Source organism: Lentzea sp. NPDC036955 (assembly GCF_055608005.1).
This window is the reverse complement of record NZ_JBVJRC010000001.1, coordinates 911,223-932,523: the sequence shown is the minus strand read 5'-3', so window position 1 is coordinate 932,523 and position 21,301 is coordinate 911,223. Positions and strand designations below refer to the sequence as shown.

Below are 21,301 nucleotides of genomic sequence, written 5' to 3'. Positions count from 1 at the left end.
GTGCGAGTGCTGGTCGTCAACGCGGGCTCGTCGAGCCTGAAGCTCCGCTTCCTCGACGAGCACGACGCGGTGCGGCACACCGCTGACCTGCCTGCCGGAGCGGACGGGTTCGACACGTCGCGCCTCGCCGGAGTCCTGCGTGACTGGGACGAACCGGATGTGGTCGGGCATCGTGTCGTGCACGGTGGAACCGGCTTCACCGGTCCGGTACGGATCGACGACGTGGTGCGGGAGCGGTTGCACGATCTGACCGGCCTCGCCCCGCTGCACCAACCCAAGTCGCTCGCCGCTCTGGACGCCGTCACCGGACAATTCCCCGGTATCGCCGCGGTGGCGTGCTTCGACACCGCTTTCCACGCCACGATCCCGGAGGCGGCCGCGACCTACGCGGTGCCACGCGAATGGCGGGACCGCTACGCGATCCGGCGCTACGGATTCCACGGCCTCTCGCACGGCTACTGCTCGCGCCGCGCGGCAGAACTGCTCGACCGGCCGCAGGCCGGACTGCGGGTCGTCTCCTGTCACCTGGGCGCGGGAGCGTCGCTCGCGGCAGTGGTGGACGGACGCAGCGTCGACACCACCATGGGCTTCACCCCGTTGGAAGGTCTCGTGATGGCGACCCGGTCCGGTACCGTCGATCCCGGATTGGTGCTCTGGCTGGAAGAGCACGAACACCTGTCACCGCACGAGGTCGCCACGGCGTTGGAACAGCGCTCCGGACTCACCGCGCTCGCCGGCACCGGTGACATGCGCGAAGTAGAAGCCGCGGCGGATCGTGGAGACACGGACGCGGCCCTCGCTCTGGACGTCTACACACATCGACTGGTGGGTGGCATCGGCGCCATGGCGGCGGCAACCGGGGGGATGGACGTTCTCGTGTTCACCGGTGGGGTCGGTGAACACTCGTCCGCGGTGCGACGTCGAGCGGTCGAGCGGCTGCGGTTCCTCGGCGCGGCCATCGATCTCGACCGCAACGACACCGTGCGCGACGATCAGGACATCACCGCCGCCGGTGCGGACGTGAGGACACTGGTGATCACCGCTCGGGAGGACCTCCAGATTGCTCGCGAGGCGCGCGGTATCGTCACAGCAGAGCGGTCGCGATGACGAAGTAGACGTAGACCGAGAGCAGGTCCTGGACGACGGTGGCCAGCGGGCCAGAACCGAACGCGGGATCGCGGCCCAGCCGGTGCAGCAGCCACGGCAGGGCCATGGCGATGGCGGTCGCGATCGACGAAGCCACCAGCAACGCGGCCGACACGGCCAGCGCCACTTGGAAGTCACCCCACACCAGCAGGATCGGCGGGAAGGCGATCGCCGCGAGCAGGGTGCCGAGCAGCACGCCGGTGACGACCTCGCGCAGCGCGACACGTCCGATCCCGATGCCCACGGACAGCCCTCGGATCACGAGGGCCGCGGTCTGGGTGCCGACCGCGTCGGCGATGTACACCACTCCCGGCACGAACAGCGCGACGAGGACCTGGCGGGCCAGCAGTTCCTCGAAGGACCCGACGATTCCCGCCGCCAGCAGTGCTCCCGCCAAGCCGACGAGCAGCCACGGCAGACGGTGCCACAGCCGCCTTGCCACCCGCTCCGTGCTCGCGCTTCGCGCAGATGCAGATGTCGTGAGGAAACCGCCGAGCCTGGCGAGGTCCTCGTCGTGCTCCTCGATGAGGACGCCGAGCAGGCGCTGTGCCGAGATCAACCCGCGGAACCGGCCGTCCGGTGTGATGACGGCGAGCCCGGGTTCCCGGTTCTGCACCGCCTGCCGGGCCGCTTTCTCCTGATCGACGTGGGGGTGCACCACAGGAGGCCGGGCATCCATGATCGCGCTCATCGGCGTGTCAGGCGAGGCCGCGAGCAGCTGCTCGATCGTGACGAGCCCGATCAGGGCGTCGCCACGACACACGGCCAGCACCGCCGCGCTGTCGAACTTCCGCCCCCGCAGACCGGCGTGCACCTCGTCCGCGATGTCGGTCGCCGCCACGACCGGCACGTTCATGGAGGCGTGCGCGGCCGCTGTGCTGAGCAGATCGGCCGGTCACCGGCTGGTTCGGATCCGCGGTCCCGGACAGGGACGGGTTCATCGTCTTGCGTGCCGGTGGTCGGTTGACCGGCGCCAGCCGATGAAAATGTTCACGGACGTCTCCTCACGAGACCGTGGCGACCGCGGGGTCGGGCGGGCGTGGAGGAAGGTTGCGCGAGCGTAGAGACCAGCATCCTTCCCGCACAAGGTGCGCTCCTCTCCGAGGCCCTCTACGCTGAGTGGTACATCCGCCCCGGACCTCGGCGGCGCACGCGTGGATCGCTGACGCGCCGAGGAGGTCGTGGGATGTTCCCTCTTAAGTCGCCGAATTGTCGCGCAACGTGATCGCCGTGCACCGAATCGCCGGAACCTCGCTCGCGAGGGTTCCGCGTCTCCGCGCGCCACTTGGGTGTGTCCTGAGTGGATTGTGATGCCCACGTACGACTCTTGGTATGAGGAGAACTCGTGATGAAGGGACCTGCGGCACCCGTCGTGGTCGGTATCGACGGCTCGTCCTCTGCGCTCGCGGCGGTGAGGTGGGCAGCCGACGACTGCGCCCGCCACCACGCACCGTTGCGCCTGGTGCACGGCTACCTCCTGCCGAGCCGCGGCTATCCGGAGGTCATCCTCACGGGCACCGAGGTCCACCAGGCGATCGAAGCACAAGCGCGCACATGGCTGGACGAGGCCGCCCAAGCCGCACTGGCTGGTGCGCCCGACATCGATGTGACGACGCACGTCGTCGCAGGGGGTGCAGCGACATCGCTGATCGAGGAGTCGCGTGAGGCCCGGCTGATGGTGCTCGGATCGCAAGGACTCGGCGGCGTCACCGGGTTGCTCGTCGGCTCGACCGCGCTCGCACTGGCGTCGCACGGCCAATGCCCGCTCGTGGTCGTGCGTGGGACACCGCGTTCTGAGGGGCCGGTGGTCGTCGGCGTCGACGGGTCGCCGACGAGCGAGGCAGCGGTGGCGTTCGCGTTCGAGGCCGCATCGGTGCGTCGCGCGCCGCTCACCGCGGTGATGTCGTGGCACAACCTCATGATCGGCAGCGACTTCGACGACTCGCAGTTCGCGATCAACTGGAACCGTGTCGAGGAGCAGGAACAACGCCTGCTGGCACAACAACTCGCCGGCTGGCAGGAGAAGTACCCAGACGTGCAGGTCGACCGCGTCGTGCTGCACGACCGGCCGGTACGAGCCTTGACGCGGTTCGGCGAGCAGGCCCAGCTGCTGGTGGTGGGCAGTCGAGGGTACGGCGGGTTCGCCGGAATGCTGATCGGCTCGACCAGCCAGGCGCTGGTTTACCACGCGCCCTGCCCGCTCGCGATCGTACGGCCATGAGCGACATCGCGACCGGGACCATCGTGGTTGGCGTGGACGGATCTCCCTCCAGCGAGGCGGCACCGGGCTGGGCTCCGGCGGAGGCGCGGCACCACGGCTACCCGGTCGTCGCGATCTTCGCCTGGCACCGGCACCACGCCCTGATGATCGGTCCGATTCCCGTCGAGTTCGGCATGGAGTGGACGTCCGAACGCGTGCGCGCGGGACACCAGGCCGTACTCGACAAAGCGGTGAGGGCGGGCAACGGCTCCGGGGTGTGCAGGACCCTCGCCGAGGGCGATCCCAAGTCGGTGCTGATCGAGGCCTCGCGCAGCGCCGTGCTGCTCGTGGCAGCGCTTTCCGACGCGGGTCAAGGACAGGCAACGCGTGCCGGCGCCCGCCGCCGGTCGAGGCTCGGAGTCGACGAGGTGGAGTCATGAGCACAGCAAACCCGATCGTTGTCGGGGTCGATGGAACGTCGGTGTCAGAGCGAGCGTTGCAGTGGGCGATGGACGAGGCTCTCGTCCGCGACTGCCCGCTGCACGTCGTGCACGCGTGGAACTACGAGCCGCTCGCGGACTGGACGCAAACAGACGCGGCCCGAGGGATGCCGGCGTCCGAAGCACTGGTGGAGAACGCGTTGCGTGCCACCCTGGCAGGGCGCACCGACATCCCTGTGATCGTCCGGCGAAGCGTTCGAGGCGACGCCGCCGAAGTGCTGGAGCAGCAGTCGGTGGGTGCGACCATGCTCGTCGTGGCCACTCACAGCGGGCACTGGCTGCGCAAGACCGTTCTCGGATCGACCAGCACGCACTGCGTGCGGCACTCGTCCGCACCCGTCCTCGTGATCCCCGTGCAACGAGAGGCACGCAACGAGCAGAGCCATGCCGCTGACCAGAGCTGATCCCAAGGCTCCCACTCCGCACGCGCAGCCGGCCGACGAGGTCGTGCGACAGGCCCGCTCCGATGCGATGACCGGACTGTCCACTTCAGACTGGCAGAGCAGGCTCGCGGAGCTCGGACCGAACGAGTTGCCGCCCAGCCGAGGGTCGAACTGGGTTGTGCGGCTGCTGAAACAGCTGCACAACCCGCTTATCTACGTCCTGCTCGCGGCCGCGGTGCTCACCGCCGCACTCGGCGAGATCGTCGACGCGTCTGTCGTGCTCGCCGTCGTCGTGATCAACGCGATCATCGGGTTTCTGCAGGAGATGCGGGCCGAACGCGCACTGGACGCCCTCGCGGCGATGACACGCACCGAGGCCACGGTGTTGCGCGACGGCGTCACGTCCCGTGTCCCATCCGCCCAACTGGTGACCGGTGACGTCGTTCTCCTGGAAGCGGGCGACCAGGTGGCCGCCGACCTGAGACTCGTCGACACGCAGGAGCTCAGCGTCGACGAGTCCGCACTCACCGGCGAATCCTCGCCGGTGTCGAAAGACCCACTGGCACTGCCACCGGACACCGCGCTCGCCGACCGGGCCAACACGGCCTACTCCAGCACACTGGTCACTGCCGGCAGCGGCCGAGGCGTCGTCACCGCGACGGGCACCGACACCGAGATCGGCCGAGTGCACCGCCTCGTGGGCACGACGGTGACGGTCCGGACGCCGCTGACACGCAAACTCGCACGGTTCAGCCAGGTGCTGACACTGGTGATCCTCGGGCTGGCCGTGGCCAGCGTCGCGGTCGGACTGCTGCGAGGAGAACCGCTGGCGGGCATGGTGACCGCGGCGGTTGCCCTCGCGGTGGGCGCGATTCCGGAAGGCCTGCCCGCGGCGGTGACGGCGACGCTCGCGATCGGCGTCGCGCGGATGGCACGCAGGAACGCGATCGTTCGCCGGCTGCCCGCCGTGGAAACCCTCGGCAGCACCACGGTGATCTGCACCGACAAGACCGGCACCTTGACCGCAAACGCCATGACCGTGCGGACGGTCGTCGTCGGCACCCGGCACCACGAGCTAACCGGTATCGGCTATTCCCCAGAAGGGGACCTCGCGCCACCCGCGGACGCGGCGGTCCGAGAATGCCTGCTCGCCGCGTGGGCGTGCAACGACGCGCGAATCATCGAGGAGAAAAGTGAGTGGCAGCCTGTCGGCGACCCGACCGAGGCCGCACTCGTCGTCGCGGCCCGCAAAGCAGGACTCGGCACCGCCGACGTGCCGGCACGGGTGGACGTGCTGCCGTTCAGCTCGGAACGCCTGTTCATGGCGACCCAGCACACCGGCGGCGCCGTGTACGTCAAGGGCGCGGTGGAACGCGTGCTCGAACTCGCAGGCTTGGAACACGGCGTCGAAGCCGAAGAACTGGCACGCGACGGCCTGCGAGTGCTCGCGATCGGAACCGCCCATGGCGCTGAGCTGACCGAGGAAGCACTGCGCGGCAAGGTGACCTTGCTCGGACTGGTCGCGATGCAGGACCCACCTCGTCCCGAGGCGATCGAGGCCGTGCACGCCTGCCAGGCCGCCGGCATCGAAGTGAAGATGATCACCGGTGACCACCCGGCGACCGCACGGTCGATCGCGGCCCACTTCGACATCGACGACGTCTACGCGAGAGTGTCACCGGAGGAGAAGCTGCGGCTGGTCACGGAATTCCAGGCACGAGGCGAGGTGGTCGCGATGACCGGGGACGGTGTGAACGACGCACCCGCCCTGCGGCGCGCGGACATCGGTGTGGCGATGGGCAAGGGAGGCACCGAGGTCGCCAAGCAGGCGGCCGACATGGTGCTCACCGACGACAACTTCTCCTCGATCCGCGCCGCCGTCGAGGAAGGCCGCGCGGTCTTCGACAACCTGCGCAAGTTCATCATCTGGACCCTGCCCACCAACATGGCAGAAGGCCTGGTGATCCTCACCGCGATCGTGCTGGGCACAGCCCTGCCGATCCTCCCGGTGCAGATCCTGTGGATCAACATGACCACCGCCGTCGCGCTCGGCCTGCCCCTCGCCTTCGAACCCCGCGAGCCAGGCGTCATGCGCCGGCCGCCGTTGCCGCCGACCCTGCCCCTGCTGACCAGATCGCTGGTGGGGCGCGTCGCGTTCGTCTCCGCGGTCCTGCTCGCCTGCTCGTTCGGAGCGTTCCGCTGGCAGCTCTCCTCCGGGGCGTCACTCGAACTCGCCCGCACCGTGGCGGTCAACGTGTTCGTCGGCGCGCAGATCGCCTACCTGATGAACTGCCGATCACTGGAAAACCTGCGGTCGCGCGCCGGACTGCTGAGCAACCGATGGCTGCTCGGTGGTATCGCGCTGACCATCGGTCTGCAACTGCTGCTGACCTACCTGCCCGCGATGAACACCTTGTTCCACACCGCGCCAATGCCCTGGCACACCTGGACTTCCGTCCTGGTGCTGAGCGCCCTGACGTACGTGCTGGTGGAACTCGACAAATGGCGCCGCCGTATCGCAGCGGTGAGGCGACGTCCTTCCGGCTAGCGGCACTGGCGTCGCCGCAGCGCTCTTGGTACCTGCGTCAGCTCTTTTCACTTGGTTTGCGCACGGGCGTCCGCGCTCCGCAGCGGTCGGCATGTGCCGACTGACCGGGGGAGAACACTGGAAGAAGTCGAGGTGTGGCAACAGGGTCGAGCTGCGCTGAACCAGCTGCGACAGCGGGACCGGCCTCGCGCCGGGGATGTCAGGCACGCTTCACCGGGGCGAGGGTGAGCAGCCCGCAGCCGTAGGCCTTGCCGTGTCCGATGCCGTGGGTGAGGCTGTGCCGCAGCGCGTCGGGGTCGGTGATCTCCAGGCGGCCCTCGAACACGGCGGTGGCCAGGGTGACGGTGCGTCCTTGGCGCTGGAACTTGAGGTGTTCGCGACCGCGGACGGCCACGTCGGGTTCTTTGTGCTCGCCGCGGGGAATGGTGAAGCCGTGGCGTTCGGTCCGGTTGAGCAGCCAGTCGGTCTGCTGGGCCACGGTGACGTGACCGAAACGCTGTGATCGTGCGGCGTCGTCGCTTTTGCGCCGGTTGCTCACCGGGTTGGCCTTGAGCCGGAACGCCCACTCGTCGCCGGCGTTGAGCCGGTCGAGCAGGCGGGTGTAGTCACGGGTGTCCCAACCGCGGGTGGTGAGCCAGCCGACGTCCTCGACCAGATGGGTGAGGTCGGGCTTGTGCGGGCTGACGATGTAGAGCAGGGTCTGGTAGTCACGCTGATCAAGCCGCCACAACACCCGCCCGTTCCCGGCCGGTGCCGCGGCCAGGGTGGGGAACCGGCCAGCACGGCGGCGTGGAGTTTCTGCGGTGAGGCGAGCAGATCGCGGGCGGCGCGGCGGGCCGGGTTGATCTCGAACCGGGTCAGGTGCATCAGAAGATCTCCTCGAACACAGTCATCGGGTCGAGGAGATCGCCGGCGGCAGCCGCGGGTACCGGCCGGTGGGCCGGGTTGGGGATGGTGACCCGGCCGTGTCGCACGGTGCGCCACCCGTAGCGGCGTTCGCGGGGATCGAAGCTCAGCGGTTCGTCGCGGACGAGTTCGCTGCCGGGCTCGCCCTCGGGGCACTTCGGAGAGCAGCTGGTTGGTGTTGCGGGCGTGGGTGCGCATCAGCGAGAAGGCGTCCTCCACGTCGATCTGCGGGCGCTCCGTCAGCACGCCCTTGGCCTGCTCGATGGTGATGTGGCTCGTGAGTGCGGCTTGCAGCTGTTCCGCGAGCACCCGGTTCCGCCGGATCGCGCGCACCTGGAGAAGGCTGATCGTCGCGACGTTCGCGAACGACTGCGCCAACGTCGTCGCCTCGGGGGGAGTGCATCCGGCGAGGTCCGGAACAGGTTGAGCGTGCCGATGACCTCGCTCCGCAGCCGCATCGGCACCGCGTCGACCGCGACGAACCCGAGGCGCACCGAGGCGGCGTTGAACCGGGGCCACCGCGGTGGCCCCGCGCGCAGGTCGTCACACCGGACGCTCTGACCTGAGCGGAAGCACTCCTCGGAAGGGCCTTCTCCGTCGTGTGCCAGGTGGTGCTCCAGCGGCCGGGTCATCTTGGTCGAGACGGCCATCAGCTTGAGCACCTTGTTCGTCGGCCAGCGCGACGAAGGTCTGGGCCACCCGGTCCGACATTCACGCCACCTCTACTTGTCGATGTTGGTGCACATGAGTCCGCGCTCGGCCCGGTCGTTCGCCACCGAGAAGAGGTGGCGGACCGCAGGGCCGGACGGTCCACGCGTGCGGATGGACGCCTTTCCGCCGTGCTCGTCCTCCGCGCTCCGGCCCGCGGGCCGGTCGAGCAACAGGGCCGTGGCCACGTCGGCCAGGTGCACCGCGTCGGCGATCTCGTCCGGGAGCAGGGCGCCGCAGGCGTCCCGGTGGATCTCCAGAGTGCCGAGCGAGTGCGCGTTGAGCACCAATGGGAACGCGAACATCGCCGCCACCCCGATCGCGATGGCAGCGGGGGCGAAGACGGGCCAGTGCTTCGTGGCGGCGAGGTCCGGCACCAGCACGGGCCAGTTCTGCCGCGTCGCCGTGAAAGCCGGACCCTCCGCGAGCATGGTCTGCAATTCAGCGATTTCCACCCCGCAGAAGCCGGCGGTCTCGAACGGCTGGACGCCATCTCGTGTGGTCCGCAGGTAGATCGCGCTGCCGACCGCGTTCGTCCGCACGCCGCAGGCGATGCAGACGTGGCGAACGGCGACCTGCCGGTGCTCGTCCTCGTTCTCGTAGGTCTCCACGTCGGCCACCTGGCGGTGCTGCTCGGTGCTCATGTCGCTAGCCGATCCCGGGTTCGGGCGCCACCGGCCGCAGCGATCGGTTGTGACGCGGTTCGGTGCGGGTCTGTCTTCGCCTCGTCGACCTGACGGATCAGGTCGTCCCTGGCCTCGCCGAGTGCCTACGACAACAACCGCTGCTTCGACGAGGTCGCGACGAAGTGCACGCGGTGCGCGCTGCTGATCCAGCACTGCGGGACGACCCGCTGCTCGTCGCCGTCGCGGTCCTTCAGGCTGATCTCCAGGTCCACCTGGTCGTCGCGGTACGACCGCAGGCGGGTGCCGAGCGCGGCCAGACACCCCACGACCCAGTCGCGTCCGGTGGCGTGGAAGCCGGCGGAGAGATGCAGGCGCTGGACGATCACTGACGCGTCGGCCGGGACCGCGTTCATGCTTTGCCGCATACGGTGCTCAACTGAAATCTCCTCGTGAGATCAGAGCGACCGCGGGGTCCGGGCGGATCAATATCAGAGTAGCCCCTGCGCGGTCGTTCTCAAACTTCTTCAACTCATTGTGCGAAGGCCGCGCCGGGCGGCCGGTGCTGCGGGACGGGCGTGCGCGTGACCTGGTGCCGGACTGAAAGTGCACGTGACCAGCGTTCTCTGTCGAAGGGTGGGCTGCAGTAGGGCCCTGGTGTCGCTCCGCATGGTCGCGCCAGAACGGTTTCCGGGGGTTTGTTCTGAAACAATCTCCCTTAGGAAAAATTGGACCATCTCGTGGTCAACGATTTTTGTCGCGATTTTTCGCGGTGCGGCTCACAAACGTATCGACGCTCGTGCGTCTGTTTGGCGAGTGGCGGAAGCACCGATGCAGTGATTGCGCCTCACGGCACCGAGGTCAGGACAGCCTGATCACAGCACGGAGGGTTTCGAGCGCCTGGTGCTGCACCAGGCGTACCGCTGCTGGCGTGGACCCGAGCACGTGTGCCGTCTGCTCCGCGGAGAGGCCTCGAACGACCCGCAGGCGCAGGACTTCGCGCTGATCTTCGGTGAGTGCCGCGAGGTGCCGAAGGCCGGGCCACACCGGACCGCTCACGACGCCCTGGAAGTACCGTGACCCGCGTCGATGTGGTCGGCGAGGCCCCACGCCCCTGCGTAGTCCTCATGCCTGCGTACCAGGGACGCGAGCGGGCGGAAGCGGTCGCGCACGCGGGCCGAGTCGACGAGTGCCGACATCGTGAGGGCCCGCATCCCGCAGTCCACCACGCCCTGGACGTCTCCTTCGACCAGATGGCTGGTGGACAACAGGATCAAGCTGAACGTTCGGCCCCGGACCAGTATCTCGTCGTACTCGCCGATTGCCGTGGTGAGCAGGGGAACGGCGGTCCGCGCGTGCCGTCGTCCCACCGTGACCGACAGGTCCGTGTGCACGGCTCTTGCGATCGCGGAGAGCTCCGCCTCGGTGAAGAAAGCCGCCCAACCGGCCACGTCGACGCGGTTCACGGCGGCGAACTCGTCCTGGCCGCGATCGAGCAGCGCGAGGGCGCCGTGCTCGGCCCCCTTCTTGGCGTACGCCCACGCCGCGTTCACGGAGAGGATGCCGGCCGCGAGGTCGTCGCCGGCCTTGGCAGCCGCGAGCCGGCCGATGTCGAAGTGGCGCAACGCCTTGTCGATCTGCCCGTGGTGCAGGAACACGCGCCCCAGCCGGTAGCACACGTTGGCCGTCAACCCGTCCGCACGCGCGAGCCCGACCAGGGCGAGGGCGTGGCCGAAGTGGTGGTGCGCGGAGCTCACCAGGCCCGCGTCGAATCTGGCCCACCCCGCGATGTTCCGCAGATTTGCCACAGCGGCGTGCAGTCGCTGCCGTACGTGCGCCGGCACGCGTGTGGTGAGCAACGGCAGGCTGTCACGGACCTGGCGCCGGATGTCATCGAGGCAGTTCTCACCGCCACTGCGGTGGTCCAGTTCGCGCAACGCCCGAGTGTGTTCTTCCGGGCGTGTGGCGTTGGAAAGTCCGATCATGACGGGCACCCCGAGCCTTGAGTGGCGGATGGTGCCGCCGGGGTCCGGGGCGGCTGGATCGACATCGATCTTAGTACGGCACCCACGTCGTGATCCGCCGCTGTTCGGGTGCACATGACTCGGGTCGCCATGTACCTGGGCGGACCGACCGGACCTGCTCACCGCCCGGCGACGCTGCCGTGGAGGTGCCTGGCGACGTCACGGAGTCTGACGTCGTTGTGCTGCGACTGCTGGACGAGCAGTTCGAAGGCCTGGTCGGCGGTGCAGGCGTGCACCGCCATGAGAATCCGCTTGGCCTGCTCGATGACTGCACGTGAGGCCAGCGCGGTCTCGAGGTTGCCGATGTGCTCACGCGATCTCTGCCGCTGGTGGGCGTTGCTGATCGCCGCGCTGGCCGCCGTGGTGAACAACCACATCACGCTCTCGTCGGACGGGTCGAAGGTCGGCGCGCTGTAGCTGCAGATGTTGAGCGATCCCATGTGGACGGCGTCGTTGCTGTCCGATGCCGGAAGCTCGATGGCCACGGAAAGGCAAGCGCGCGGATTCCAGGCAGGGGCCGCGGTCGGCGTCGTACTGCCTCTCGTCGGCTCCGGCGAAAGTGCTGTCGCTGGCCGCGGCGGTCCTCGGGCGCTCACCGTGACCGTGACCGTGACCGCGTCGGCGTCCTGGATCGCTTTCGTCGCGGTGTCGGCGAGCCGCTCGAGGATGTCCGTCGAGGGGCTCCTCGACGGACATCCCGTCCCTCAGCGTGGTCAGAGCCACGGCCGCCTCGTCCCGGCACTCCACCGCGTCCCTGCGGGTCGGCTTCGGCGGTGTGCGCGTTTTCCGTCCGAGGACGGTAGCCAGGTTGTCCATGCCGCATCGCCTTCCGCGGGGAACGAGTTCGCGGCGCTCGTGCTCAACGCGCAGCGAATGGTACGGCGCAGAGGTGTCGGCGAGAGTGCCGCGAAGGCGAGGACGACGAATCGATGTGGTGACCGGGTGTTCCAAGGCCCGTACCAGCCCGGCGGCCACGCGAAGCGGTTCCACGACAACGAAGGCGGTCGGCAGCGCTCGCGTCGCGACCCTGCGGCCACCCCGGACGGCCAGAGCACCCGCCCGCCCACGATCGAGTTCTCCGGGAACTCGGTCGTGTAGTTGTACGCGGCGATCCACCTGACGAGTTCGACGGTCCGGTGTGCCGCCTGCCTGGCGAGGAGCTTCGGGTGCACACGTGGGTGAAGTACGCGCCGATCAGCAACCGGCGGGGTTCGGCCAGGTCGACGTCCGCGGGCAGGCGGTGGCTGACGCTCGCGAAGTTGTCCGCGAAGGTCGCGCGGATGTCCTGGTGCCGTTCCGCGAACAGGCGGACCGTGCGCTCGAGCGCGGCGAGGACGACGCCGTCGTCGAGTGCCATGACCCGCCGGATCACGGCTGCGGACCGCGACTCGTGCTCGGGAACCTTCTCGCCGGGCACGAACAGCCTGGTGATCACCCGGCGCGGGTCCGGACGCAGCCGCAGCCGGCTTCGGGTGACGCGTGCGTTCATCCGGTGCTCCTCAGGAGCGTGCGCAGGTGCTGGCGGGTGGAGATCAGAGCCAGGGTCGACTCGGCCCCCTGGTTGTTGTTCGGGCCTTGCGGGGTCAGCCCGTCGTAACCGCCGCCGGTCTGATCGTCGCGCATCGACGAGCCGAGGTCGTTGTCACCGTTGAACCACGCGATCGAACGGTGGATGCCGCGAGTCAGGTGGGGTCGCCGGTGCAGCGGTAGCCGCGGGCGCAGGCGTCGGCCATCGCGGCCGCCTCGATCGGCTGCTGGTCGAACGCCGGGCGCTGCTCGCCGAGGAACCACCCACCGGTTGGGACCGGTGAGAGGTGGAAGTCCGTGGACTCGACGCCCAGCAGCCACTCCAGCAGCCGCAGGCCGTCATCGCGCACCTTGTCGTCGGCGAGGAGATCCCCGCGGCGATCAGCGCCTCGGCCAGCGCGGCGTTGGCGTAGAACAGCCGGTTCTCGGGCCACGGCCACGTCGGGTCGGGACGTGGTTCACCAACGTACGAGGGGACATCGCCGAGCAGCGCGGCGGCGGAGGCGTGGACCGGATCGGCGCTGAGGCCCTCGGCGGCGCCGAGCGCGGCGAACGTCATCGAGCGCACCGACGGCGGCCGGTGGTGGGCGCTGCGGTCGAAGCACTCCAGTGCTGTCCGGCGGATCGAGGGCACCGGGCAGCGGGCGGCGGCGGTGCCGAGTCTCCACAGCGCCCGGCCCCACCAGTCGCCCAGTCCCGGCTCGTCCTGCCAGTCGCGGCCTAGGCCCGAGACGGTTGTGGAAGCGCCCGTCCTCGTTCTGCGCGTAGGCCATGAAGGCCAGATAGCCCTCAGCCAGCCCGGCCAGTTCGGCGGGCAGTTCCGGTTCGCGGCTCAGGACCACCAGACCCCTGGCGACGTCGTCGAGGCAGTAGCCGTGCTCCCGCCGCGGCAAGGGGCCTTCCGCGTGCTCGTAAAGACCCGTGTCGTCGCTGAGCCGCACCAGGTGGGAGAAGTCGGGTTCCCTCATCGTGTCAGGACGACTCGGGTGGTGAGCAGGTCCTCGGCGAGGCGGAGATACCGGCCGGCCACCGCGGGCCAGCTCAGCGCCGGACCGAGCTCGGTGGAGCGGTCGTGCATTCCCGCGGCGAGCTGGGGCTCCGTCAGCACGCGCCGCAGCGCCGCCGTGATGGCCGCAGGGTCTCGGTGCGGCACCAGCAGACCGGCTCCGCCGGCCAGCAGTTCGACGGCGTGCGGGAACACCGTGGTGACGACCAGTCCGCACGCCGCGAGCGCTTCGACGAGCACGCCCGACGTGACCTGTTCGGAGGAGTCGTAGGGGAGCGGGACGACATCGGCCCGGCCCACGAGGTCCGCCAGCGCGTTCGCCTCGAGGTAGGTCGGATCGAACTCCACCAGGTCCCCGACGCCGTGGGCGGCGGCACGGTCGCGCAGGTGCGTCCGGTACCTCTCGCCCCCGTGCGCCAGCACCTTCGGATGGGTCTGCCCCGCGATCAGAGCCGCCGCGAGCAGCGCGAGCAAGCACGCCACCACGACGGCACCCGTTCGAACCCTTCCCGTGATTCTGGGGGATCCGTTGTGCGGCCGTTCGCCGTTCACCGATTCTTCAATTTCTGAACACTGTCTGCCGCTTATCCGACCGTGGCGTTCGAAGTCCACTGTGGATGTTGTCGCGAATTGGGCCGGCCTCGTTCAGCAGGACGGCGGAACGCCACCAGCACAGGACAGTCGCGTTGCCGGCGGCCGCCAGAGACTCAGCGGGAGAGAGTGCGCGGGTCGCGCCCGCGGGGGTACACCTCGTGCTCCGCGACCGAACCGTCCCGGTCGCGGACGACGTGGTCCACCGCGTGCGAGATGGCCATCTCACGGCCGTTCGTGCGCGCATCTTCCTTGGACAGGTGAATGCTGGAAGGAAGGTCGTTCCCCTCGACCTTGTTCTTCCACCGGCCGTTTTCGAAGTAGGTCTCGATGTCGCCACGCATGGGCTCACTCCCCGCAGGTTCGACCTTCCGAGTACCCGCTGGCGCCGGCTGTCACACCGCTTGCCCTCCGCGAGCCGATCGGTCGCGCCGCTTGGTCGAGATGCCCGTCGTGCGGGCCTTGTGCAGCGTGCCCGCGCAGATCAGGTTCGGAAGCCGCTGCCCGGAAACCCGATCGAGATCAGATCAAAGCGAGTTCGTGCATGCCGGGAATACGTTTCGTGCAGGTCAGCCGAGCGTCGGTGGATCGCGGCCATCACCGGTCATCCACGACACCGGTGGCGTCCACCTCGACAGCCAGATGTCTGGCCAGCGCCCGCACACCCCTCCGAGGCTCGCCCGAAGTCACCGAGCCCGTCGTGTTTCGACGGGTTTCGCGTTGCCAGGCGAGGGATCCGTCCCGCGCCCGGCGGATCAGCTAGGCCCGGTCGCCGCCGGCACCGCCCTGCTCGAAGTCGTCCATGCGCCCGGCGAGCATCGTGCGAGCTTTCGCCGCAGCCTCGACCAGGCTGCACCGGTGGTGCCGGGCGAGCACAGTGATGAGATTGTCCGTGCCCTCCTCCAACTCCCGCCGCGCGGAACGCAGGTCGTTGGTCCAGGCGATGATGTCGGCGGTCGCGTTGCGCAACCCGTCCAGTTGACGGGCCTCGGGCAGAGCGCGTTCGATGACGGCCAGCACCGGCAACACCGTGATGGTGCGTCGGCGCAACACCACGTAATCGTCGAGCCCGAGCCGCTCACCAGACGCCCGCAGCTCCGCCTCCGTGCAGATGGCCTCGGCAAAGTCCCGGTACAGCCCGATGAACTGGTCGCTTCATCCCGGCCGAGCCGCCGCTTTCGTGCGGCCCCACAGGTCGCCGAGTGCGCGCACCGCTGCCACCGGGTGCTCACTTCGGTCCGCGCCGCTGAGCACCTCAAGGAGCTGTTGCAGCAGCTTCCGCACCTCGGCCGGTGACTGCCCTTCCTGGTCGAACCTGTCGTCGACCAGCGCGACGAACGCACCCCACTCGGCTTTGACCCCAGCTCAGCAGGGTCCGCATGCGGAGTCAGCCATCCGGCCATGCGCCCGTGCCCCATGCGACCCAACCGCCGCGCCTGCTCGCCCTCGCTGACCAGGCCGTGTCGGGCAGCCCACGACCTGCCTGGCGTTCAGCGTGAATCCAGTACGAGTTGCAGATAGTGATCATCGCATCGGGCACTACCGACGAATGGCCGCGACCCGAGCCGTCCGTTCAGGCGGTTGCTGAGACACCCGGGAGAGTGATTACCTCTCGGACGGTGCGAGGTCGCGCACGTGTCATCTCATGATGCCGGGGCGTTCTTGACCCAGCAGATCTTCCGCTGGTGGCCGTCGAGGTCCTCGAAGACGCGTTGATGGAAGAAGTCCGCATCCCACGGTGGCGAGTACTCCTGGCCGCCAGCGATGATGGCTCGGTCGACGATGAGCTCCACATCGCCGCGGTCGTTGGCGAAGATGTCGAACACGGCTTCGATTTCGGTCCGGGTGTCGACGACGCGTGAGATCGAGGTCGAACCGAAGCCCGATCGCGGTGAAGAACTCCTTGCGGCGGGAAAGATCCGCTACCCGCATGACGGTGAACAGACGATGTTCCATCGACTCTCTCCCCGCCCTCGACCCACGCCCTTCAGTACACGAAACTCGTGCCGAACCCGTGCACGGAGCGGTAGAAGCAGACCGCGGCGGACAGGTGTGGCGTCTTGGCCCGGTTGCGCTCGGCCTGCGCAACGATCGACTGGCCGATGGTTGTGACGATGTCCAAACGGAGGAGCGTTTCGTTGCATGAGCGGCGGGCCCGACCGGCGAGGTGCCTTGTCGGAGGTTGGGGATCAGTATGTCCACATCGGACTACATTCTGCTGGGCAGGACACTTCGGTCTGGAATTTCACCCGGTTGCGATACCTGCTGAGAGAGTTCGCAACTGGTCGAAGACGCCACGAGCGGCGTTCCGGGGCTGACAGGTGCGTTCGGCACGAGGACCCTGGCCTCCGCGGAGCCCGGGGCCCTCTCGGGACGGGATCAGGGCCTGACTTCTCTCCTCGCTCGGATGCCCAGCGACTGGATCAGTTCGTGGGGCGGATACCTCATGGCGTGGTCGGTAGGAGACAGGTGTAGCTCAGGGGGAGCAGGCTCACGAACGTTCCTCCGGCTCCGGTGCAGATGCTGCGGGCTTCCTGGACGCGGCGGTTCGCCGGGCTGAGGGGGTTGAACACGCAGACATATCCCACCGGGTTCACGGTGAGGGTGAGCACGCCGCCGGTCGCGATGCACAGTGCGGTTGCGTTTCCCGTGCCCGAGCCGGGGCCCGTTGCCGGCGGGGTGCTGGTGTTCTCGCAGCTGGCGTGGATGTCGGGGTCCGGTGCGGGCCCCTGGCAGGTGTCGACGCCGAGGCCACCGTCGAGGCTGTCCTGGCTGCCGTCGACGGAAGCGCCGATGAGGGTGTCGGTGCCCGCGCTGCCGGAGATCGTGTCGATGCCCAGGCCGCCGGTGAGGGTGTCGTTGCCGGTGCCGCCGGTGAGGGTGTCGTTGCCGTCGCCGCCGTCGATCGTGTCGTCGAGCGCTGAGCCGGTGATGGTGTCGTTGCCACCGTTGCCGCGGATCGTCTTGGCGGGATCCGTTCCGCCGCAGTCGATCGTGTCGTTGCCGGGACTTCCAATCACGACGGTGTCGGTCTGGGTCACACCGGCGCTCACGACGCAGTTGACGGCGGCCTGGGCGGTCAGTGGAGCGACCGCCCACAAGCCGGGGACCGCGAGAACTCCGGTCACCGCGGCGACGATCACCCGGCGGATCTGACTCTGCTGGATCCTCATGTCTTCATTTCCCGAACACGATTTGTTCATAGCCGCACAGCGCGGACGCGCCAGCGGAGAAGAGTGCGCGAGCGACGCGCGGAGACCTTGCCGAAGCAGCCTGTGCGGCTACTCGCACATGCGAAAACCTCGGCTCGTGATCTGTACCCATGATCATCGCGGGTCATGTCACGTCACCGAGGTCCGGGGTAACAGACCGAAGTGTACTCCTTCAGATGCGCCGACCGGTACCGCCGTCCCCTAAATGGCCCACCTGTGCGGAATTTGATTGTGGTGGGCTTGGCAAAAAACCTGATCAGACACTATGGAACACATATTTTCTCATGGCTTGGAACCGAGGTTGTCCCACAGATTTGGTCAACGTCCCGATGAAGATCGCAGGCTAGTACCGGTTGATCGTTGCCGCTGTTCTCGTAATTCGCGCCTCCGTAATTTCCGTCCGCTGTTTCGGTGATATTTTCGTGGCGTGTGGGTGGTCAGGCGGGCGAAAGCAAGGCAGGCGGTGGCAGAGGAGACCTCAGTCCCGGGCTCACTTCAGAGTGAAAGGTCGGTCAAGGGATCGACAGCACGTACCAGTACGACGGGCCGGGCCCTGGTCGACCTGGGCACCGCGGTGGGACGGCTTTACCGGCAACGCCGGGACCGTCACCGGCGGCGCCGGTAGCGATACCGTCGTGCTCACCGCGGGCAAGGGCGGCAACGGCGGTCTTGGCGGCCTCGGAGGTAACAGCGGTCTCGTCGCCGGTGGCGCGGGTGCCGGTGGTATCGGTGGCGCCGGTGCGGCCGGCGGCGTCGGCACTGGCGTTGGACGAGAGGGCGCTTGCGAACCGGTGGCAGGAGCAGCCAGGACCCGTGTTTGGGTGTGTGGTGGATCTCGAGTCGCTGAGCCAGGGCGAAGGCCTCGCCGGGGTCGAAGGCTTCGTAGAGCGAGGCGATGCCGTGGGTGTTGAGGTTGTCCATGACCAGCACGACGGTCTCGGCGTCGGGATAGTCCACGGTCAGTAGGTGTTTGACCTGCCCTGCCCTGCCCAGTCGAGTTTGGTGCGCTGGGCCAGGGCATGCACGCGGCGCCAGCCACGCAGCGGTTCTGCCCACACGAAGATCGAGCAGGTGCCGCACCGGACGTACTCACTGTCCTGGCGGGCATCGCGGCCCGGCCGGGCCGGCAGCGGGTCGCGGACCTCGCCAAGGAACTGGAAGGGCTTCTCGTCCATGCACACGACCGGGCGGGCAGGGTCGTGCGGGCGGGCGTAGACGGCGAGGACGTCTTCCATGCGGGCTGCGAACTCCGCGTTCGCCTTCGGCGGGATGTTCCAGCACTTCCTCAGATGAGGACGCAGTTCCGTTTTTTCAAAACCCGGCCGATGGTCGAGTGGTCCAGGTTCGGGATGTCCTCGGTGAGCTCGACGTGTTTTTCCAGCAGCCGCAACGACCATCGAGCATGCCCCGCCGGCGGCTGCGAGCACGCCAGGGCGATCAACCGGGCTTCGACCTCACCGGTGACCGGCGAGGGCACCGGCGGAAGGTCACGCTTCTTGCGTCCGATCGTGGCCAGGACATCACCGCCGGTCTCGGCGAATCGCTTGGCGACCAGCCGCAGCATCTCACCCGAGACCCCGAGCCGATCTGCGATCACTTCCTTCGGATCGGGCTCACCTGCCGAGGTGTCCAGCGCGAGCAGTACCCGCGCCCGCCTGATCGCTGAGGCTGAGTGCACACCAGTGGTGGTCAGCCGGATCAGCTCTTCACGATCCCGCGCCGACAACGTCACCGGCCGCTTCAACTGGGAGGCCATGACAACAGCCTCCCAGCCAAACGCGCCATAACTAAGCAGCGACACTACTGGTGCCGCATCTCGGAACGTTGACCCGGTGATCGGCTCGGTCTGCTGACGGTCCAGGCTGGTCCTCCCATGTCGAGCGGGGCGAGTGCGGTGCTGACGATCGCTCCGATGCGCGTCGTACATCTTCTGCGCGTCGACGAACTCGCAGCTCTTGGGCCCTGATTGCACGCCATGGGGCTGTAACCTGCACAAATGATCAATCCGTTCGGGGTGAGTCTCGGCGCCAAGGCCGCACGCCTGCTGGCCCGGCTCGGACGCGCCGAGATCCGCCCAGGGTTGACGGAGCAGGAGTTGACCGGTATCGAAGCGCGGTTCGGGTTCGCGTTCGCCGACGACCACCGCGCTTTTCTCGCGGCGGGGCTGCCCACGGGAGGGGCATGGCCCGACTGGCGTCACGGCAACGCCGCGCAGCTTCGTTCCTGGCTCGACAGACCGGTCGAGGACGTGGTATTCGCGGTGGCGGAGGCGGACTTCTGGCATCCGAGCTGGGGCACGCGCCCTGCCCGGCGGACCGACGCCGTAGCCGGCGCGAGGGCGCACTTGGCGTCAGTGCCGCAGCTGGTTCCGGTCTACTCCCATCGCTACCTGCCCGCGGGCCAGGCGACATTCGCTCACCCGGTGTTGTCGATCCGCGGCGCCGACATCATCCCCTACGGGTACGACCTCATCGACTACGTGCACCAGGAGTTCGGCGGCCCGCAGGGCAGAGCCGACGAGGAGCGGCACGTCGTTGCCGCCACAGCAGCGTTCTGGTCGGATTTCCTGTCCTGGTCGAACCGAGAAGGGTAGGGGGACCACGCACCGCGCGGCACGGATGAGCCATGAGCACCGCGCCGACCGGGTCCGCCCCACGGTTGGGCTCTGCGGGATGGGAAGCCCTCGCAGAAACCTCCGTCAACGCGCCTCAGCCTGAGCTGAAAGACCCAGCTAGTGCTGCGTCACGCAACCTTGATCAGGTAATCGGCCCAGGTGCGGATAGCGGTCGGCCCGATGTTTCGGCAGAGCCCCATCAGTATGCTGAGTTTTGAGGTGGAGCTCCCACGAAACCGGCGAGTTGCGTCTTCAGCGTGGACGGAGTCGGCGACGTGCGCCCAGACGTCGCCTTGCTCATTGACACGCCCACCAGCGCACCGCATGCGGGCGAACAGTTCGCGCGTCCACGATCCCCGCTTTCCCGGCGCCGCCGCCGCACATCACTCGAGGCCACGGTCGACGGCGGAGAGCTTCATCAGCGGCGCCTCAGAACGCTTGAGAACCCAGGACGAATAGCTGGCGGGGCGAGGTGTTGCCCGTCTGCCGCGAACGGCGCCGACCGTTCAGGAACCGGCGACCGAGTCGAGGAGGTTCTTGGCGATGTCGCGGAGTTTGACGTTTTCGTGCTGTGAGCGCTGCACGAGCATCGTGAAGGCTTCGTCGGCGCTGCAGGAGTGCACGGCCATCAGCACACCTTTTGCTTGGTCGATGACGGCCCGGGAGGCGAGAGCCTTCTCCAGGCTGTCGATGTGGTCTCGTGAGCGCTGCCAGCGCTGGGCGCTGGTGATCGTGACCGATGCGGCTGTCGTGAACAGCCGCATGAGCCCTTCGTCGAAGGGGTCGAAGGCCGCGGCCGTGTGGCTGTAGATGTTGAGTGAACCGAGGTGCTTCTCGTCGGAGGAGTTCGAGGAGGGCAGCAGCACCGGCACGGACAGGTAGGCGCGGATCGCGTGCGCCGCGGCGGCTGCCTCGAACTCCGGCCACTCGTCGAGGTGCTCGCCGACGACAGCCCGCACAGGCCGCCGGGTGCGGGCGGACTCCAGGCACGGGCCCCGGTCAGCGGCGTACTGCTTCTCGTCGATCTCGATCAACTCGGGGCTCGTGGAGGCGGCAGTGCGCGGCCGCGCCGGATCCATCAGCGACACCGTCACCGAGTCGGCATCCGGGATCGCCCTGCTCGCGGTGTCGGCCAGCCTCTGCAACGCGCTGTCGAGCGGCTCCTCGTCGGTGAAGTAGTCCCGCAGCACCGTCAGCGCCTCGGCGGTCTCGTCGAGTCTGCTCAGGGCATCAGGACGACCACTGTCGCCCGGCCCGGCCGCGGACGTCTCGGACGCGTTCGTCTCATCGGCCATGCCGCCGCACCTCGTAGC

General features: G+C 68.3%; 26 protein-coding genes. 8 read left to right on the top strand and 18 right to left on the bottom strand.

Features of this window, described 5'->3' with window-relative positions; translation table 11 throughout:
- The first annotated feature begins 6 nt into the window (after positions 1–6).
- A complete protein-coding gene (locus ACZ7CF_RS04230) occupies positions 7–1,107 on the top strand; it encodes an acetate/propionate family kinase (protein WP_470368772.1) in 1,101 nt (366 codons plus the stop codon).
- On the opposite strand, the gene ACZ7CF_RS04225 is transcribed toward ACZ7CF_RS04230, so the two are convergent.
- Entirely contained in the window at positions 1,085–2,002 is a 918-nt protein-coding gene (locus ACZ7CF_RS04225; protein WP_470368771.1) for a magnesium transporter, read from the bottom strand. The genes ACZ7CF_RS04230 and ACZ7CF_RS04225 overlap by 23 nt on opposite strands.
- A 492-nt stretch (positions 2,003–2,494) precedes the next feature.
- Here ACZ7CF_RS04225 and ACZ7CF_RS04220 point away from each other — a divergent pair, with 492 nt between their 5' ends.
- From ACZ7CF_RS04220 to ACZ7CF_RS04205, 4 genes are read left to right on the top strand one after another with little or no spacing between them, the layout of a single operon-like run.
- A complete protein-coding gene (locus tag ACZ7CF_RS04220; RefSeq protein WP_470368899.1) occupies positions 2,495–3,367 on the top strand; it encodes a universal stress protein in 873 nt (290 codons plus the stop codon).
- Positions 3,364–3,786, top strand: coding sequence for a universal stress protein (locus ACZ7CF_RS04215; protein ID WP_360401516.1), 423 nt, complete (start codon positions 3,364–3,366; stop codon positions 3,784–3,786). Before ACZ7CF_RS04220 ends, ACZ7CF_RS04215 begins: the two co-directional genes overlap by 4 nt.
- Positions 3,787–3,827: 41 nt before the next feature.
- Positions 3,828–4,250, top strand: a complete 423-nt coding sequence (locus ACZ7CF_RS04210) for a universal stress protein (RefSeq protein ID WP_458433562.1) — start codon at positions 3,828–3,830, stop codon at positions 4,248–4,250.
- Positions 4,231–6,777 (top strand): cation-translocating P-type ATPase, encoded by a 2,547-nt coding sequence (locus ACZ7CF_RS04205; protein ID WP_470368770.1) that lies wholly within the window; start codon positions 4,231–4,233, stop codon positions 6,775–6,777. Before ACZ7CF_RS04210 ends, ACZ7CF_RS04205 begins: the two co-directional genes overlap by 20 nt.
- Positions 6,778–6,976: 199 nt before the next feature.
- Here ACZ7CF_RS04205 and cas6e read toward each other — a convergent pair whose 3' ends face one another.
- The 7 genes from cas6e to ACZ7CF_RS04170 form a co-directional block, all read right to left on the bottom strand.
- Positions 6,977–7,510 (bottom strand): type I-E CRISPR-associated protein Cas6/Cse3/CasE, encoded by a 534-nt coding sequence (gene cas6e, locus ACZ7CF_RS04200; protein WP_470368769.1) that lies wholly within the window; start codon positions 7,508–7,510, stop codon positions 6,977–6,979.
- Positions 7,511–7,922: 412 nt separating this feature from the next.
- Positions 7,923–8,315 (bottom strand): GAF domain-containing protein, encoded by a 393-nt coding sequence (locus ACZ7CF_RS04195; protein WP_360401558.1) that lies wholly within the window; start codon positions 8,313–8,315, stop codon positions 7,923–7,925.
- Positions 8,316–8,405: 90 nt separating this feature from the next.
- Complete coding sequence (locus ACZ7CF_RS04190; RefSeq protein WP_470368768.1) at positions 8,406–9,035, bottom strand: GAF domain-containing protein; 630 nt, start codon at positions 9,033–9,035, stop codon at positions 8,406–8,408.
- 125 nt (positions 9,036–9,160) lie between these two features.
- The gene (locus ACZ7CF_RS04185) at positions 9,161–9,430 is read right to left on the bottom strand and encodes a hypothetical protein (protein WP_470368767.1); all 270 of its coding nucleotides are present in this window, start codon (positions 9,428–9,430) and stop codon (positions 9,161–9,163) included.
- A gap of 445 nt (positions 9,431–9,875) precedes the next feature.
- Entirely contained in the window at positions 9,876–10,061 is a 186-nt protein-coding gene (locus tag ACZ7CF_RS04180; RefSeq protein WP_360401555.1) for a sigma factor-like helix-turn-helix DNA-binding protein, read from the bottom strand.
- Positions 10,062–10,069: 8 nt separating this feature from the next.
- Positions 10,070–10,951: a tetratricopeptide repeat protein gene (locus tag ACZ7CF_RS04175; protein ID WP_360401501.1), complete on the bottom strand. Its 882-nt coding sequence runs from the start codon at positions 10,949–10,951 to the stop codon at positions 10,070–10,072.
- Between the two features lie 206 nt (positions 10,952–11,157).
- Entirely contained in the window at positions 11,158–11,523 is a 366-nt protein-coding gene (locus ACZ7CF_RS04170; protein WP_470368766.1) for an ANTAR domain-containing response regulator, read from the bottom strand.
- A gap of 457 nt (positions 11,524–11,980) precedes the next feature.
- On the opposite strand from ACZ7CF_RS04170, the gene ACZ7CF_RS04165 reads away from it, so the two are divergent.
- Positions 11,981–12,136, top strand: coding sequence for a hypothetical protein (locus ACZ7CF_RS04165; RefSeq protein ID WP_470368765.1), 156 nt, complete (start codon positions 11,981–11,983; stop codon positions 12,134–12,136).
- A 387-nt stretch (positions 12,137–12,523) separates the two neighbouring features.
- On the opposite strand, the gene ACZ7CF_RS04160 is transcribed toward ACZ7CF_RS04165, so the two are convergent.
- The 5 genes from ACZ7CF_RS04160 to ACZ7CF_RS04140 form a co-directional block, all read right to left on the bottom strand.
- On the bottom strand, positions 12,524–12,661 hold the full coding sequence (locus tag ACZ7CF_RS04160) for a hypothetical protein (protein WP_360401489.1): 138 nt from the start codon (positions 12,659–12,661) through the stop codon (positions 12,524–12,526).
- A gap of 59 nt (positions 12,662–12,720) precedes the next feature.
- Positions 12,721–12,915: a hypothetical protein gene (locus ACZ7CF_RS04155; RefSeq protein WP_360401486.1), complete on the bottom strand. Its 195-nt coding sequence runs from the start codon at positions 12,913–12,915 to the stop codon at positions 12,721–12,723.
- 614 nt (positions 12,916–13,529) lie between these two features.
- A complete protein-coding gene (locus ACZ7CF_RS04150) occupies positions 13,530–14,057 on the bottom strand; it encodes a glycosyltransferase (RefSeq protein ID WP_470368764.1) in 528 nt (175 codons plus the stop codon).
- A 221-nt stretch (positions 14,058–14,278) separates the two neighbouring features.
- Positions 14,279–14,506 carry a DUF2188 domain-containing protein gene (locus ACZ7CF_RS04145; protein ID WP_360401480.1) on the bottom strand — a complete coding sequence of 76 codons (228 nt, stop codon included), beginning with the start codon at positions 14,504–14,506 and terminating at the stop codon, positions 14,279–14,281.
- A gap of 415 nt (positions 14,507–14,921) precedes the next feature.
- On the bottom strand, positions 14,922–15,299 hold the full coding sequence (locus ACZ7CF_RS04140; protein ID WP_470368898.1) for a terpene synthase family protein: 378 nt from the start codon (positions 15,297–15,299) through the stop codon (positions 14,922–14,924).
- Between the two features lie 548 nt (positions 15,300–15,847).
- Here ACZ7CF_RS04140 and ACZ7CF_RS04135 point away from each other — a divergent pair.
- Positions 15,848–16,024, top strand: coding sequence for a hypothetical protein (locus ACZ7CF_RS04135; protein ID WP_360401474.1), 177 nt, complete (start codon positions 15,848–15,850; stop codon positions 16,022–16,024).
- Between the two features lie 125 nt (positions 16,025–16,149).
- On the opposite strand, the gene ACZ7CF_RS04130 is transcribed toward ACZ7CF_RS04135, so the two are convergent.
- The 4 genes from ACZ7CF_RS04130 to ACZ7CF_RS04115 form a co-directional block, all read right to left on the bottom strand.
- Positions 16,150–16,284: a hypothetical protein gene (locus ACZ7CF_RS04130; protein WP_458433552.1), complete on the bottom strand. Its 135-nt coding sequence runs from the start codon at positions 16,282–16,284 to the stop codon at positions 16,150–16,152.
- A gap of 322 nt (positions 16,285–16,606) precedes the next feature.
- Positions 16,607–17,335, bottom strand: a complete 729-nt coding sequence (locus tag ACZ7CF_RS04125; protein WP_470368763.1) for a calcium-binding protein — start codon at positions 17,333–17,335, stop codon at positions 16,607–16,609.
- A 998-nt stretch (positions 17,336–18,333) separates the two neighbouring features.
- Positions 18,334–18,609 carry a hypothetical protein gene (locus ACZ7CF_RS04120; protein ID WP_470368762.1) on the bottom strand — a complete coding sequence of 92 codons (276 nt, stop codon included), beginning with the start codon at positions 18,607–18,609 and terminating at the stop codon, positions 18,334–18,336.
- A gap of 50 nt (positions 18,610–18,659) precedes the next feature.
- Entirely contained in the window at positions 18,660–19,130 is a 471-nt protein-coding gene (locus tag ACZ7CF_RS04115) for a helix-turn-helix domain-containing protein (protein ID WP_470368761.1), read from the bottom strand.
- Between the two features lie 240 nt (positions 19,131–19,370).
- Between ACZ7CF_RS04115 and ACZ7CF_RS04110 the strand changes: the two genes are divergently transcribed.
- Positions 19,371–19,967, top strand: coding sequence for a hypothetical protein (locus ACZ7CF_RS04110; protein ID WP_458433547.1), 597 nt, complete (start codon positions 19,371–19,373; stop codon positions 19,965–19,967).
- A gap of 527 nt (positions 19,968–20,494) precedes the next feature.
- Here the strand turns inward: ACZ7CF_RS04110 and ACZ7CF_RS04105 are convergent.
- Positions 20,495–21,283, bottom strand: coding sequence for an ANTAR domain-containing protein (locus tag ACZ7CF_RS04105; RefSeq protein WP_470368760.1), 789 nt, complete (start codon positions 21,281–21,283; stop codon positions 20,495–20,497).
- Positions 21,284–21,301 lie beyond the last annotated feature (18 nt).

What these genes read in the sequence shown, in the direction of transcription:
- ACZ7CF_RS04110 (WP_458433547.1), top strand. Translation starts at nt 19,371, where the DNA reads ATGATCAATCCGTTCGGGGTGAGTCTCGGCGCCAAGGCCGCACGCCTG.
- ACZ7CF_RS04185 (WP_470368767.1), bottom strand. Translation starts at nt 9,430, where the DNA reads ATGAACGCGGTCCCGGCCGACGCGTCAGTGATCGTCCAGCGCCTGCAT.
- ACZ7CF_RS04160 (WP_360401489.1), bottom strand. Translation starts at nt 12,661, where the DNA reads ATGCGCGACGATCAGACCGGCGGCGGTTACGACGGGCTGACCCCGCAA.
- ACZ7CF_RS04125 (WP_470368763.1), bottom strand. Translation starts at nt 17,335, where the DNA reads ATGAGGATCCAGCAGAGTCAGATCCGCCGGGTGATCGTCGCCGCGGTG.
- ACZ7CF_RS04195 (WP_360401558.1), bottom strand. Translation starts at nt 8,315, where the DNA reads ATGACCCGGCCGCTGGAGCACCACCTGGCACACGACGGAGAAGGCCCT.
- ACZ7CF_RS04145 (WP_360401480.1), bottom strand. Translation starts at nt 14,506, where the DNA reads ATGCGTGGCGACATCGAGACCTACTTCGAAAACGGCCGGTGGAAGAAC.
- ACZ7CF_RS04105 (WP_470368760.1), bottom strand. Translation starts at nt 21,283, where the DNA reads ATGGCCGATGAGACGAACGCGTCCGAGACGTCCGCGGCCGGGCCGGGC.
- ACZ7CF_RS04190 (WP_470368768.1), bottom strand. Translation starts at nt 9,035, where the DNA reads ATGAGCACCGAGCAGCACCGCCAGGTGGCCGACGTGGAGACCTACGAG.
- ACZ7CF_RS04120 (WP_470368762.1), bottom strand. Translation starts at nt 18,609, where the DNA reads ATGGAAGACGTCCTCGCCGTCTACGCCCGCCCGCACGACCCTGCCCGC.
- ACZ7CF_RS04220 (WP_470368899.1), top strand. Translation starts at nt 2,495, where the DNA reads ATGAAGGGACCTGCGGCACCCGTCGTGGTCGGTATCGACGGCTCGTCC.
- ACZ7CF_RS04225 (WP_470368771.1), bottom strand. Translation starts at nt 2,002, where the DNA reads ATGAACGTGCCGGTCGTGGCGGCGACCGACATCGCGGACGAGGTGCAC.
- ACZ7CF_RS04115 (WP_470368761.1), bottom strand. Translation starts at nt 19,130, where the DNA reads ATGGCCTCCCAGTTGAAGCGGCCGGTGACGTTGTCGGCGCGGGATCGT.
- ACZ7CF_RS04205 (WP_470368770.1), top strand. Translation starts at nt 4,231, where the DNA reads ATGCCGCTGACCAGAGCTGATCCCAAGGCTCCCACTCCGCACGCGCAG.
- ACZ7CF_RS04215 (WP_360401516.1), top strand. Translation starts at nt 3,364, where the DNA reads ATGAGCGACATCGCGACCGGGACCATCGTGGTTGGCGTGGACGGATCT.